Source organism: Streptomyces sp. NPDC012888 (genome assembly GCF_042900645.1).
In the GTDB taxonomy this organism is placed as follows: Bacteria; Actinomycetota; Actinomycetes; order Streptomycetales; family Streptomycetaceae; genus Streptomyces.
On record NZ_JBIBBM010000008.1, the window covers coordinates 276600 to 289989 of the forward strand.

13 protein-coding genes are annotated in these 13390 nt (G+C 72.1%); 10 read left to right on the forward strand and 3 right to left on the reverse strand.

Annotated elements, in window-relative coordinates; all coding sequences use genetic code 11:
- Positions 1-62 precede the first annotated feature (62 nt).
- Positions 63-623: an HIT family protein gene (locus tag ACFY61_RS17175; protein ID WP_389472623.1), complete on the forward strand. Its 561-nt coding sequence runs from the start codon at positions 63-65 to the stop codon at positions 621-623.
- Positions 624-643: 20 nt separating this feature from the next.
- On the opposite strand, the gene ACFY61_RS17180 is transcribed toward ACFY61_RS17175, so the two are convergent.
- The 3 genes from ACFY61_RS17180 to ACFY61_RS17190 all read right to left on the reverse strand — a co-directional run bounded on the left by ACFY61_RS17180 (position 644) and on the right by ACFY61_RS17190 (position 5955).
- Positions 644-1846, reverse strand: coding sequence for a hypothetical protein (locus ACFY61_RS17180; protein WP_389472626.1), 1203 nt, complete (start codon positions 1844-1846; stop codon positions 644-646).
- Positions 1847-1957: 111 nt separating this feature from the next.
- The gene (locus ACFY61_RS17185; protein ID WP_389472628.1) at positions 1958-3628 is read right to left on the reverse strand and encodes a hypothetical protein; all 1671 of its coding nucleotides are present in this window, start codon (positions 3626-3628) and stop codon (positions 1958-1960) included.
- Positions 3629-3753: 125 nt separating this feature from the next.
- Positions 3754-5955 (reverse strand): elongation factor G-like protein EF-G2, encoded by a 2202-nt coding sequence (locus tag ACFY61_RS17190; protein ID WP_389472745.1) that lies wholly within the window; start codon positions 5953-5955, stop codon positions 3754-3756.
- Positions 5956-6144: 189 nt separating this feature from the next.
- Here ACFY61_RS17190 and pgsA point away from each other — a divergent pair, with 189 nt between their 5' ends.
- From pgsA to ruvA, 9 genes are all read left to right on the forward strand, one after another.
- Positions 6145-6810 carry a phosphatidylinositol phosphate synthase gene (gene pgsA / locus ACFY61_RS17195; protein WP_389472631.1) on the forward strand — a complete coding sequence of 222 codons (666 nt, stop codon included), beginning with the start codon at positions 6145-6147 and terminating at the stop codon, positions 6808-6810.
- Positions 6810-7754 (forward strand): phosphatidylinositol mannoside acyltransferase, encoded by a 945-nt coding sequence (locus tag ACFY61_RS17200; RefSeq protein WP_389472632.1) that lies wholly within the window; start codon positions 6810-6812, stop codon positions 7752-7754. Before pgsA ends, ACFY61_RS17200 begins: the two co-directional genes overlap by 1 nt.
- Positions 7751-8923 (forward strand): glycosyltransferase family 4 protein, encoded by a 1173-nt coding sequence (locus ACFY61_RS17205; RefSeq protein WP_389472634.1) that lies wholly within the window; start codon positions 7751-7753, stop codon positions 8921-8923. Before ACFY61_RS17200 ends, ACFY61_RS17205 begins: the two co-directional genes overlap by 4 nt.
- Before the next feature lie 115 nt (positions 8924-9038).
- On the forward strand, positions 9039-9578 hold the full coding sequence (locus ACFY61_RS17210) for a hypothetical protein (protein WP_389472636.1): 540 nt from the start codon (positions 9039-9041) through the stop codon (positions 9576-9578).
- Positions 9579-9717: 139 nt separating this feature from the next.
- On the forward strand, positions 9718-10629 hold the full coding sequence (gene pdxS, locus ACFY61_RS17215) for a pyridoxal 5'-phosphate synthase lyase subunit PdxS (protein ID WP_389472637.1): 912 nt from the start codon (positions 9718-9720) through the stop codon (positions 10627-10629).
- A gap of 12 nt (positions 10630-10641) precedes the next feature.
- Positions 10642-11235, forward strand: coding sequence for a pyridoxal 5'-phosphate synthase glutaminase subunit PdxT (gene pdxT, locus ACFY61_RS17220; RefSeq protein ID WP_389472640.1), 594 nt, complete (start codon positions 10642-10644; stop codon positions 11233-11235).
- A gap of 57 nt (positions 11236-11292) precedes the next feature.
- The gene (locus tag ACFY61_RS17225; protein WP_389472643.1) at positions 11293-12045 is read left to right on the forward strand and encodes a YebC/PmpR family DNA-binding transcriptional regulator; all 753 of its coding nucleotides are present in this window, start codon (positions 11293-11295) and stop codon (positions 12043-12045) included.
- Between the two features lie 170 nt (positions 12046-12215).
- On the forward strand, positions 12216-12749 hold the full coding sequence (gene ruvC / locus ACFY61_RS17230; RefSeq protein WP_389472645.1) for a crossover junction endodeoxyribonuclease RuvC: 534 nt from the start codon (positions 12216-12218) through the stop codon (positions 12747-12749).
- Positions 12746-13378, forward strand: a complete 633-nt coding sequence (gene ruvA, locus ACFY61_RS17235; RefSeq protein WP_389472647.1) for a Holliday junction branch migration protein RuvA — start codon at positions 12746-12748, stop codon at positions 13376-13378. Before ruvC ends, ruvA begins: the two co-directional genes overlap by 4 nt.
- Positions 13379-13390 lie beyond the last annotated feature (12 nt).

Consider the following 13390-nt stretch of genomic DNA (forward strand, 5'->3'; position numbering starts at 1 on the left):
GGAAGGCCCCCGGGAAGCGATCACTTCCCGGGGGCCTTCCTCGTACCGCCCGGCGAGGTCATATGCTGCATCCCATGACCCTTGACCCGGAGCAGCAGAACGGCGTGGGGACGCAGGACGCGTTCCAGCGGCTTTGGACCCCCCACCGGATGGCCTACATCCAGGGCGAGAACAAGCCGACCGGCCCGGAGGCCGGCGACGGCTGTCCGTTCTGCGGGATTCCGGAGATGTCCGACGGGGACGGTCTGGTCGTGGCCCGTGGCAAGCACGTGTACGCGGTGCTGAACCTCTACCCCTACAACGGCGGTCACATGATGGTCGTCCCCTACCGGCACGTCGCCGACTACACCGAGCTGGACGGCCCGGAGACGGTCGAGCTCGCCGACCTCACCAAGCGGGCCATGGTCGCGCTGCGCAAGGCCTCCGGGGCGCACGGCTTCAACATCGGCATGAACCAGGGCGCGGCCGCCGGCGCCGGCATCGCCGCGCACCTGCACCAGCACATCGTGCCCCGCTGGGGCGGGGACACGAACTTCATGCCGATCGTCGGCCACACCCGCATCCTGCCCCAGCTCCTCGCCGACACCCGCCAGATGCTGGCGGACGCCTGGCCGCTCGACTAGCAACCCTGCCGTTGCACGGCTCAGGGGTGAGCGGCCTGCTGGGCGGCGGCCTGGTGGCCGTGTACGGCGTTCAGCAGGGCTTGCCCCTGGGCGTCGACGAACCTGGTGAACAGTTGCTGCGAGTAGCCGAAGACGATGGCCCAGGCGATGATCTGGGCCGATGAGTCCAGGGCGCTGAGCCCCGGAATGAAGCCACCGCGCATCAGCAGCAGCCCGAGAGGTGCTGTCAGCGCCCCCATGGGCAGTTTGAGGAACGCGAGGGCGACGGGCACGTTGTACGGCAGGGACGTGCCCCTGATGCGGCGCAGGGTGGCCGCTGCGGCGACCGACGCGGCCAGAACGCCGCCGATCTGGACCACGAGGTAGTCCGCCCGTTGCGTGGCACTCCTGACTTCCGCGGTGGTGGGGGGCTCAGTCGGGGGGACCGGAGTGGTGCTCCCGGTGGGGCAGATGATGTGGTACTCCCTCATGTTCTCCGGCGTGAAGCAGAGGGGGACCTCGTCGCTCCACCGGAAGGTGAGGACCGCGAGGGCGGCTGCCGCCACGAGCAGGGCCCAGGCGACCACCAGCACGATCCGCACGAAGCTGCGGACCCGGAGGGTCTCCTTGCGGATCAGGCGCCGGGCGAGACTGACCGTCCCCGCGAGGAAGGCCCGGTCACTGGTGGAGATGGTGCTGTTCTTCTCCCGGAGGGCGTGGGCGATCTCCGTCGCCCTGATCCGCTGGGGGTCGCCGGTGGCGAACTGATCGTCGATCAAGCGGAGCATCTGGGGCAGCAGGGCCTTGATGTCGTCGGCCGAGCACAGCCAGATCATGAGGTTCAGCGCGGAGTCGACATGGGACTGGGCGACGCCCAGGTGCGAGGCCCGGCGCATCAGGGCGTGGCTGTGGTGCTCCAGCACGGCTTTGGCGATGTCGAGCTCGCTGCGGGCTTGAGCCGCGTACTGCGTGGCGACGTCGCGCCGGTCGGGATCCCTGAGCGCACGCCGCTCGGCCGCTCCCAGGATGGGCTCCAGCTCGGCGATCCGCGCGAGGAGGCCCTCCTTCTGTTCCCACGGCCCCATCTCGCGGCGGGAGGCCCAGACGGGGGTCTTCTTGCTGAGTCTGCGCGCGAAGAGGGCCGCTCGGCCGCGGAGGATCGGGGTGTCCTCCGCGCTGGGCCGCTCCTCCTTCTTCTGCCGGGCCGCGCGGGCCTTCGCCGCATCCACGGTCTTGTCAGCCATGTGGACCGCCTTACGTGGGACCTGCGTCCCTGAAGGTGTTCCCCGCGGCGGCACCGGGCCGGGCGTGCGGCACGCGGGGTTCCTTCGGATGGCGGCACCCCGGCGAGAGGTCTACGCGTCGTACACGTCCGCCTTGCGCGGGGCCGCGTCCTGGACGAGGCCGCTGACCACCGCGGCGCGGTTGGAGAACTTCTCGACGTCGCAGTTGTTCTCCTCCAGCACCCGCAGCGCGGCGGCGTGCACCACGCGCAGTACGGGAGTGGCGGTGCGGATCGCGTCGTCCGCCATGAAGCGGTGCCGCCACATCGAGCCGGCCCAGACGTGCCGTACTCCGAAGGGCTCCGGCAGGACCAGCTTGCCGCCGAGCCACTCCAGCAGCGGCGGGTACCAGGTGAGCGGGGCCCGGACCATCAGGCGGACGACCTCGGAGGTGTCGACCACCGGGAGGACGTGCTCGGTGGTCTCCCAGAACCGGAAGGTCTTGGCCACTTCCTTCTTCTCCGGCTCGGACTTCGTGGTGAAGAGTCCGTGGACGGGGCCGAGCGCGTGGCCGGTGACCTCGATCCGCAGGGTCTGGTAGAGGACGGTGACGGTGACCATCATGGTGATCACGAGCTGGCCGTCCCAGAGGGGCCACTGGATGCCGAGGTAGTGCCGGTTCCCCGCGCTGAACTGCTGTTCGTTGCAGATGCGGGTTATCTCGTGCGGCTTGACCTGGAAGGCGTCGACGTTCTCGCCGCTGGGTCGGGTGACCTCGGTGGCGCCCTCGCCGACCGGGGTGACGATCCAGTGCTTGATGTCGGGGGCGGGGAACCCGCCGGTGTGCAGCGGGCCGCGCTGGATCAGGCGGAGCTGGTCGTGGATGGCGCGGATGACGTCCCAGCTGCGGAAGGGGTGGATCTCGGTGCCGTCGCCCTTGGGGACCAGGTCCTCGGCCATCTGCCAGCTGCCCCACCGGGTGCCCATGCCGAGCACGCCCTTGGGGCCGGCGTAGAAGACGGAGTTGCTGCGGTCCTCGGCGGTGAGCTTGGCCAGCTGGTGGCGGAGTTCCTCGGCGGACTTCTCTCCCGGGTTGCCGGGCACCGCCTCGGGGATCTTCGCCGCGACGCCGCCGCCCGAGAGCAGGCCGTCCCAGCGGGAACGCAGGTCGACGGCGGTGTTCAGGCAGATCCGGCGGGCGAGGAGCCAGCCGACGGCCGGGGCGATGATCATGCCCCGGAGGTAGTAGGCCCAGAAGCCGGAGTAGGGCAGCCGGAACATCAGGACGGCCACGACCAGGGCGATCCCGACCAGGATGGTGGTGCCCAGCCAGGAGGTGTGCTTGCCCTCGCTCTTGGCGAGGGACTTCCGCAGCTGGAAGAGGCCCATCCAGAGCAGCATGCCGGGCAGGAACAGCACCCCGCACACCAGGGTGATCAGCCGCAGCTTCTTGTCGCGTTCCCGGCGGATGCGGTTGGCGGAGAGGCAGTGCTCGACGACGGTCTGCGGGTCGGCGCCGAAGGCCTGGATCAGGGGCTTGCGGCCGGCGCCGAGCATCCGGGTCTCGACGGCCCGGCTGAAGGCCTCGCCGAGGCTCGGCCTGAAGATGGTGGCCCAGGAGCGGCCCGGCTTGACGGTCGACTTGTAGTGCTCGTTGTCGGCCTTGGTTATGTCGGACAGGGGGGTGCCGTAGCCGTCCCGGTAGGCGGCGGAGGCGAGCGCGTTGGTCGCGGCGGTCTGGCCGCCCCCGCCCTGGAGCGGGACCTGCGCCCCCGGCCTGAAGTCGAAACCGTCGTCCGCCACCGCTGCCGCCCCCAATACGTGCCGTTCCGTGGTGCTCCGTGTGCCTTCCCCGGCCTTTCATGGGACAGGGAAACGCCGCCCACCGCAAGTGCGTTGGGTGGGCGGCCGGTCACACGCTATGACAATTAGGTTCCCCTCTCCGCCTGTTCGCGAATCTTGTCCGCCAACTGGGGCGGCATGGGTTCGTGGCGGGCGTAACTGCGGTCGAAGCGGCCGGTGCCGTGGGAGACGGAGCGCAGGTCGACCGCGTACCGGCCGATCTCGATCTCGGGGATCTCGGCGCGGACCAGGCTGCGGCCGGGGCCGGCCGGTTCGGTGCCGACCACCCGGCCGCGGCGCCCGGCCAGGTCGCTCATCACCGGGCCGACGTACTCGTCGGGGACCATCACGGCCAGCTCGGCGACGGGTTCGAGGAGGTGGATGCGGGCCTCGGCGGCCGCCTCGCGCAGGGCCAGGGCGCCCGCCGTCTGGAAGGCGGCGTCGGAGGAGTCGACCGAGTGCGCCTTGCCGTCCCGCAGGGTGACGCGTACGTCGACCAGCGGGTAGCCGGCCGCGACGCCCTTGGCGGCCTGGGCGCGCACGCCCTTCTCCACGGAGGGGATGAACTGGCGGGGGACCGCCCCGCCGACCACCTTGTCGACGAACTCGATGCCACTGCCGGGCGGCAGGGGTTCCACCTCGATCTCGCAGATGGCGTACTGGCCGTGGCCGCCGGACTGCTTGACGTGCCGGCCGCGGCCGCTGGCCCGCTCGCCGAAGGTCTCGCGGAGGCTGACCTTGTGCGGGACGGGGTCGACCTGGACGCCGTAGCGGGTGCGCAGCCGGTCGAGGGCCAGGTCCTGGTGGGCTTCGCCCAGGCACCACAGCACGACCTGGTGGGTGTGCGGGTTCTGCTCCAGCCGCATGGTGGGGTCCTCGGCGACGAGCCGGGCCAGGCCCTGGGAGAGCTTGTCCTCGTCGGCCTTGCTGTGCGCCTCGATGGCGACGGGGAGCAGCGGGTCGGGCATCACCCAGGGCTGCATGAGCAGGGGGCTCTCCTTGGCGGAGAGGGTGTCGCCGGTCTCGGCGCGGGTGAGCTTGGCGACGCAGGCGAGGTCGCCGGCGATGGCCTGGCCGAGGGTGCGCTGCTGCTTGCCGAAGGGGGCGGTGAGGGCGCCGATCTTCTCGTCCACGTCGTGGTCCTCGTGGCCGCGGTCCGCGAGGCCGTGGCCGGAGACGTGCACGGTGGTGTCCGGGCGGAGGGTGCCGGAGAAGACGCGGACCAGGGAGATCCGGCCGACGTAGGGGTCGGAGGAGGTCTTGACGACCTCGGCGACCAGGGGGCCGTCGGGGTCGCAGACGACGTCCGGGCGGCTGCTGCCGTCCGGGGTGGTGACGGCGACGGGGGGCCGTTCGAGGGGGGTGGGGAAACCGCCGGTGACCAGTTCGAGGAGTTCGACGGTGCCGAGGCCCTGGCGGGCGCCGTCGGCGGCCGGGGCGGCCATGAGGACGGGGTGGAAGGTGCCGCGTGCGACGGCCCGCTCCAGGTCCTCGACGAGGGTCTTGAGGTCGATCTCCTCGCCGCCGAGGTAGCGGTCCATCAGGGACTCGTCCTCGCTCTCGGCGATGATCCCCTCGATGAGGCGGTTGCGGGCCTCGGAGATGAGTTCGAGTTCGGCGGGGTCGGGGTCGCGTTCCACGCGTTCGCCCGAGCGGTAGTCGTAGACCCGGCGGGAGAGCAGGCCGAGCAGGCCGTGGACGGGGGAGTGGCCGTCGGGGCCGGGGGGCCCGTACAGCGGCAGGTAGAGGGGGACGACGGCGTCGGGGTCGTCGCCGCCGAAGATCTCGCCGCAGACGGAGGTCATCTGGGCGTAATCGGCGCGGGATGCCTCCAGATGGGTGACGACGATGGCCCGGGGCATGCCGACGGCGGCGCATTCCTCCCACAGCATGCGGGTGGCTCCGTCGACCCCGTCGGAGGCGGAGATGACGAAAAGGGCCGCGTCCGCGGCGCGCAGACCGGCCCTTAGTTCCCCGACGAAGTCGGCGTATCCGGGGGTGTCCAGGATGTTGATCTTGATTCCGCCCCATTCGACCGGGACGAGCGAGAGCTGGACCGAGCGCTGCTGGCGGTGCTCGATCTCGTCGTAGTCGGAGACGGTGCCGCCGTCCTCGACCCGGCCGGCCCGGTTCAGCGCCCCGGCGGTCAGGGCGAGGGCCTCGACCAGGGTGGTCTTCCCCGCGCCGGTATGGCCGACCAGCACCACGTTCCGTACGGATGAGGGCCGGTCGGCCGTGGGTGCCCTGCCGGCGGCTCCGGGTTGTTGCCGTTGCGTCTTGTCGCCCATGTTGCTCGTGCCTCCCGGTGCGACGGTGAGGAGGATGGAGTTCTTGAAGCTTTGCACCGCCGTCACCCTCCGTCCATACGTGGGTGACGCGACGGTGGGTGCGCGGCGTGCGGCGCGCCGGGCGCTGGCTACGATGGGCCAGCCGGTGGCCGTGGTGGCCGTGCGGCCCAGCTACCCCCTGGGAAGGCCATGCTGAACAAGTACGCGCGTGCGTTCTTCACGCGTGTTCTCACGCCGTTCGCCGCGTTTCTGCTCCGCCGCGGGGTGAGCCCGGACGCGGTCACGCTGATCGGCACCGCCGGGGTGGTGGCGGGTGCCCTCGTCTTCTTCCCGCGCGGAGAGTTCTTCTGGGGCACGATCACCATCACCGCCTTCGTCTTCTCCGACCTGGTGGACGGGAACATGGCCCGCCAGGCGGGCGTGTCCAGCCGGTGGGGGGCCTTCCTGGACTCCACGCTGGACCGGGTCGCGGACGCGGCCATCTTCGGCGGTCTGGCGCTCTGGTACGCGGGCGGCGGGAACGACGAGCTGCTGTGCGCGGTGGCGATCTTCTGCCTGGCCAGCGGCCAGGTGGTGTCGTACACCAAGGCGCGCGGCGAATCGATCGGCCTGCCGGTGGCGGTCAACGGGCTGGTCGAGCGGGCCGAGCGGCTTGTGGTGTCGCTGGTCGCGGCCGGCCTGTCCGGGCTGCAGGCCTTCGGCGCGCCGTCGTGGTTCGGCGTGCTGCTGCCGGTGGCGCTGTGGGTCGTCGCGGTGGGCTCGCTGGTCACGCTGGTCCAGCGGGTGGTCACCGTACGCCGGGAGGCCGCGGAGGCGGACGCGGCGGCCGGCACCGCGGAAAGCGGCACGGTCTGATGGGCTCGGTACGTGACGGGCTGACCGACCGGCTGTACGGGCTGGGCTGGGCCGGGGTCAAGAAGCTGCCGGAGCCCGCGGCGGTCGCCCTCGGGCGGCGGATCGCGGACTTCGCGTGGAAGCGCCGCGGGAAGAGCGTGCTGCGGCTGGAGTCCAACCTCGCCCGCGTGGTGCCGGAGGCCGGACCGGAGCGCCTGCGGGAGCTCTCCCGGGCGGGCATGCGCTCGTACATGCGCTACTGGATGGAGTCGTTCCGGCTGCCGACCATCCCCAAGGAGCGCTTCGGGCAGGACGTCGCCATGGAGGACGAGCACGTCCTGCGCGAGGCGATCGCCTCCGGCCGGGGCGTGGTCGTCGCCCTCCCGCACCTGGCCAACTGGGACCTGGCCGGGGCCTGGGTCACCGCACACCTGGGCCTGCCCTTCACCACCGTCGCCGAGCGGCTGAAGCCGGAGTCGCTGTTCGACCGCTTCGTGGCCTACCGGGAGAGCCTCGGCATGGAGGTCCTCCCGCACAGCGGCGGCGCCGCCTTCGGCGTGCTCGCCCGCCGGCTGCGCGCCGGCGGCCTGGTCTGCCTGGTCGCCGACCGCGACCTGTCCGCCTCCGGGGTGGAGGTGCGGTTCTTCGGCGCCGCCGCCCGGATGCCGGCCGGCCCGGCGCTGCTGGCCCAGCAGACCGGGGCGGTACTGCTCCCGGCCACCCTCTGGTACGGGGAGAGCCCGCGGATGCACGTCCGGATCCACCCCCCGGTGGAGGTCCCCGAAACCGGCACCCGCAAGGAGAAGACCGTGGTGATGACCCAGGCGGTGGCCGACGCGTTCGCCTCCGGCATCGCCGCTCACCCGGAGGACTGGCACATGCTCCAGCGGCTCTGGCTGGACGACCTGTCGACGCCGGAGGAGGCCCCGGCGCGCTCCGCCGGGGCGGGGGAGGCCACGGCATGAGGATCGGTATCGTCTGCCCCTACTCCTGGGACGTCCCCGGCGGGGTCCAGTTCCACATCCGCGACCTCGCGGAACACCTCATCCGGCTGGGCCACGAGGTCTCGGTGCTGGCCCCGGCCGACGACGAGACCCCGCTGCCGCCGTACGTGGTCTCCGCCGGCCGTGCCGTCCCCGTCCCGTACAACGGGTCGGTGGCCCGGCTGAACTTCGGCTTCCTGTCGGCGGCCCGGGTGCGGCGCTGGCTGCACGACGGCACCTTCGACGTGATCCACATCCACGAGCCGGCGTCGCCCTCGCTGGGACTGCTGTCCTGCTGGGCCGCCCAGGGCCCGATCGTGGCCACCTTCCACACCTCGAACCCGCGCTCCCGCGCGATGATCGCGGCGTACCCGATCCTCCAGCCGGCGCTGGAGAAGATCCGCGCCCGGATCGCGGTCAGCGAGTACGCCCGGCGCACCCTGGTCGAGCACCTGGGCGGCGACGCCGTCGTCATCCCCAACGGCGTCGACGTGGAGTTCTTCGCCCGCGCCGAGCCCAACCCGGACTGGTCGGGCCGCACCCTCGGGTTCATCGGCCGCATCGACGAGCCCCGCAAGGGCCTGCCCGTGCTGATGGCCGCCTTCCCCCGGATCGCGGAGGCCTGCCCGGACGTACGGCTGCTCGTGGCGGGCCGCGGCGACGAGGAGGAGGCCGTGGCCACGCTGCCGGAGGCGCTCCGCTCCCGGGTGGAGTTCCTGGGCATGGTCTCCGACGAGGACAAGGCCCGCCTGCTCCGCAGCGTCGACGTGTACGTGGCCCCGAACACCGGCGGCGAGAGCTTCGGCATCATCCTGGTCGAGGCGCTGTCGGCGGGCGCGACCGTGCTGGCCTCCGACCTGGACGCGTTCGCGCAGGTCCTGGACCAGGGCGCGGCCGGCGAGCTGTTCGCCAACGAGGACCCCGCCGCGCTGGCCGACGCGGCCGTGGCCCTGCTGGAGGACCCTGCCCGGCGGGCCGCCCTCGCGAAGCACGGCTCGGCCCACGTCCGCCGGTTCGACTGGTCCACGGTCGGCGCGGACATCCTGGCGGTCTACGAGACGGTGACCATGGGCGCAGCGGCCGTGGCCGCGGACGAGCGGGTGTCGCTGCGCACCAGGCTCGGCCTGGGCCGGGAGGCGTCCGGGCACTGACCGCCCCTGCCCCGCACCGCCGGGGCCCCGACCGCTCCGACCGCTCCGACCGCGCCGACCGCGCGGGCTGCCCTGCGGCCCCGGGCCCCGCAGCGGGACGGTAGTGTCACCCGGCGTGATCGAAACGCTCGTATGGATCGTGCTGGGCCTCGCGGTCGTCGGTGTGTACCTCAGCTGGACCGCCGGACGGCTCGACCGGCTGCACTCCCGGATGGACGCCGCCCGGGCCGCGCTCGACGCACAGCTGCTGCGGCGGGCGTCGGTGGTGCTGGAGGTCGCCACCTCCGGCGTCCTCGACCCCGCGTCCTCGCTGGTGCTCTACGAGGCGGCCCACGCCGCCCGCCAGGCCGAGGAGGAGCACCGGGAGGTCGCCGAGAGCGAACTCAGCCAGGCCCTGCGGGCCGTGTTCGGCGACGCCACGCAGGTGGAGGCGCTGCGCGAGGCGCCGGGGGGCGAGGCCGCCGCCGAGGAACTGGCCGCCGCGGTCCGCCGGGTGCCGATGGCCCGGCGGTTCCACAACGACGCGGTGCGCGCCGCCCGCGCGCTGCGCACCCACCGCAAGGTCCGCTGGTTCAGACTGGCGGGACACGCGCCCTTCCCGCTGGCGTTCGAGATGGACGACGAGCCCCCGGCGGACCTGGCCGACCGGCCCTAGTTGTACCGAAAGGCCAATTCGGAAGGAGCCACCGGCTCCTTATTGGCTCTTGCAGTGGACTGGTCGGGGGCGGTTTCCTCGACCCTGTACAACTCGTACCCCTGCGGTACCGACGTCTTCCTTCGAGTGAGGTCACCCCGTGAGCACGCTTCCCAACACCACCCAGGCCCCCGAGCTCGGCACCGCCCGCGTCAAGCGCGGCATGGCCGAGCAGCTCAAGGGCGGCGTGATCATGGACGTGGTCAACGCCGAGCAGGCGAAGATCGCCGAGGACGCCGGCGCCGTGGCCGTCATGGCCCTGGAGCGGGTCCCGGCCGACATCCGCAAGGACGGCGGCGTGGCCCGGATGTCCGACCCGAACATGATCGAGGAGATCATCGACGCGGTCTCCATCCCGGTCATGGCCAAGTCCCGCATCGGCCACTTCGTCGAGGCGCAGGTCCTGCAGTCCCTCGGCGTGGACTACATCGACGAGTCCGAGGTCCTCACCCCGGCCGACGAGGTCAACCACTCCGACAAGTGGGCCTTCACCACCCCCTTCGTCTGTGGCGCCACCAACCTGGGCGAGGCCCTCCGCCGCATCGCCGAGGGCGCGGCCATGATCCGCTCCAAGGGCGAGGCCGGCACCGGCAACGTCGTCGAGGCCGTCCGCCACCTGCGCCAGATCAAGAACGAGATCGGCCAGCTGCGCGCCCTGGACCACAACGAGCTGTACGCCGCCGCCAAGGAGCTGCGCGCCCCCTACGAGCTCGTCAAGGAGGTCGCCGAGCTCGGCAAGCTCCCGGTCGTCCTGTTCTCCGCCGGCGGCGTGGCCACCCCGGCCGACGCGGCCCTGATGCGCCAGCTCGGCGCCGAGGGCGTCTTCGTCGGCTCCGGCATCTTCAAGTCGGGCGACCCGGCCAAGCGCGCCGCCGCCATCGTGAAGGCCACCACCTTCTTCGACGACCCGAAGATCATCGCGGACGCCTCCCGCAACCTGGGCGAGGCCATGGTCGGCATCAACTGCGACACCCTCCCCGAGGCCGAGCGCTACGCCAACCGCGGCTGGTAAGGCAGTAACCCGATGAACAATCCCCCCGTGATCGGCGTCCTGGCCCTCCAGGGCGACGTCCGGGAGCACCTGATCGCCCTGGCCTCGGCGGACGCCGTGGCCAGGCCGGTCCGGCGCCCCGAAGAGCTCGCCGAGGTCGACGCCCTGGTGATCCCCGGCGGTGAGTCCACGACCATGTCGAAGCTCGCCGTCCTGTTCGGCATGCTGGAGCCCCTGCGCGAGCGGGTGCGGGCCGGAATGCCCGTCTACGGCACCTGCGCCGGCATGATCATGCTCGCCGACAAGATCCTCGACGGCCGCGAGGACCAGGAGACGCTCGGCGGCGTCGACATGATCGTCCGCCGAAACGCCTTCGGCCGCCAGAACGAGTCCTTCGAGGCCGCGATCGACTTCACCGGCATCGAGGGCGGCCCCGTCGAGGGCGTCTTCATCCGTGCGCCGTGGGTGGAGTCCGTGGGCGCGCAGGCCGAGGTGCTCGCCACCTACGACGGCCACACCGTGGCCGTGCGGCAGGGCAACGTCCTCGCCACCTCCTTCCACCCCGAGCTCACCGGCGACGACCGCGTGCACGCCTACTTCGTCGACATGGTGCGCGCAGGGGCGTGACCCGGCTTCGGTAGGATCGGAGACGAACACTGTTGGTTACGCGAAGGAGACAGGCGGATGTCCGGCCACTCTAAATGGGCTACGACGAAGCACAAGAAGGCCGTGATCGATGCCAAGCGCGGCAAGCTCTTCGCGAAGCTGATCAAGAACATCGAGGTCGCGGCGCGTACCGGCGGTGCGGACCCGGACGGCAACCCCACCCTCTTCGACGCCATCCAGAAGGCGAAGAAGAGCTCGGTCCCGAACAAGAACATCGACTCCGCGGTCAAGCGCGGCGGTGGCCTCGAGGCCGGTGGCGTGGACTACGCCACGATCATGTACGAGGGCTACGGCCCGAACGGTGTCGCGGTGCTCATCGAGTGCCTCACCGACAACCGCAACCGCGCCGCCTCCGACGTGCGCGTGGCCATGACCCGCAACGGCGGCTCCATGGCCGACCCCGGCTCGGTCTCGTACCTGTTCAACCGCAAGGGCGTCGTGGTGCTGCCCAAGGGCGACCTGACCGAGGACGACGTCCTCAACGCGGTGCTCGACGCGGGCGCCGAGGAGGTCAACGACCTCGGCGAGAGCTTCGAGGTCATCAGCGAGGCCACCGACCTGGTCGCGGTCCGCACCGCGCTCCAGGAGGCCGGCATCGACTACGACTCGGCCGAGTCCAGCTTCGTCCCGACCATGCAGGTCGAGCTGGACGAGGAGGGCGCGCGGAAGATGTTCAAGCTGATCGACGCCCTCGAGGACAGCGACGACGTGCAGAACGTCTTCGCCAACTTCGACGTGTCCGACGAGGTCATGGAGAAGGTCGACGCGTAGGCCCACCGCCGGGACGCCGCGCGCGGCGGCGGACGGGCGGACGTCACGGTGACGTCATGAGGCGCACGGCGGGCCGGCGGGGGCACATCCCCGCCGGCCCGCCGCGTCGTCGGCGCCTGTCAGTGGCACCCGGTAGCCTGCACGAACCGGTGAACGAGGAGGGGGCGGGCGTGCGCGTACTGGGGGTGGACCCGGGCCTGACCCGGTGCGGCGTGGGCGTGGTCGAGGGCGTAGCCGGACGCCCCCTGACCATGCTGGGCGTCGGAGTCGTCCGCACCCCCGCCGACGCCGACACCGCCACCCGGCTCGTCGGCATCGAACGCGGCATCGAGGCGTGGCTCGACGAACACCGCCCCGAACTCGTCGCCGTGGAGCGCGTGTTCAGCCAGCACAACGTCCGTACGGTCATGGGCACCGCCCAGGCCAGCGCGGTCGCCATGCTCTGTGCCGCCCGGCGCGGCATACCGGTGGCGCTGCACACCCCCAGCGAGGTCAAGGCCGCCGTCACCGGCAGCGGCCGGGCCGACAAGGCCCAGGTCGGCGCCATGGTGACCCGGCTGCTGCGGCTGGACGCCCCGCCGAAACCCGCCGACGCCGCCGACGCCCTCGCCCTCGCCATCTGCCACATCTGGCGGGCCCCCGCCCAGAACCGCCTCCAGCAGGCGGTCGCCCAGCACGCCGCCCTGAAAGGCCGGACCCGATGATCGCCTTCGTGAGCGGCCCGGTGGCCGCACTCGCCCCCACCACCGCCGTGATCGAGGTCGGCGGCGTGGGCATGGCCGTCCAGTGCACCCCCGACACCATCGCCGGGCTGCGCGTCGGCGAACCGGCCCGGCTGGCCACCTCCCTCGTGGTCCGCGAGGACTCCCTCACCCTGTACGGCTTCGCCGACGACGACGAGCGGCAGGTCTTCGAGCTCCTCCAGACGGCCAGCGGCGTCGGCCCCCGCCTCGCCCAGGCCATGCTCGGCGTCCACCGCCCCGACGCCCTGCGGCTGGCCGTCTCCACCGGCGACGAGAAGGCCCTCACGGCCGTCCCCGGCATCGGCAAGAAGGGCGCCCAGAAGCTCCTCCTGGAACTGAAGGACAAGCTGGGCGCCCCGCTCGGCACCAGCGGCCTGGTCGGCGCCCAGCGCGCCGCCGCGGCCGGACCCGCCCCCTGGTCGGAGCAGCTCGCCGCCGCCCTCGTCGGCCTCGGCTACGCCGCCCGCGAGGCCGAGGACGCCGTCGCCGCCGTGGCCGGGCAGGCCGAGGAGGCCATCGCCGCCACCGGCTCCGCCCCCGTGCCCCAGCTGCTGCGCGCAGCCCTGCAGACCCTCAACCGCGCCCGCTGACCGCGACCGGCA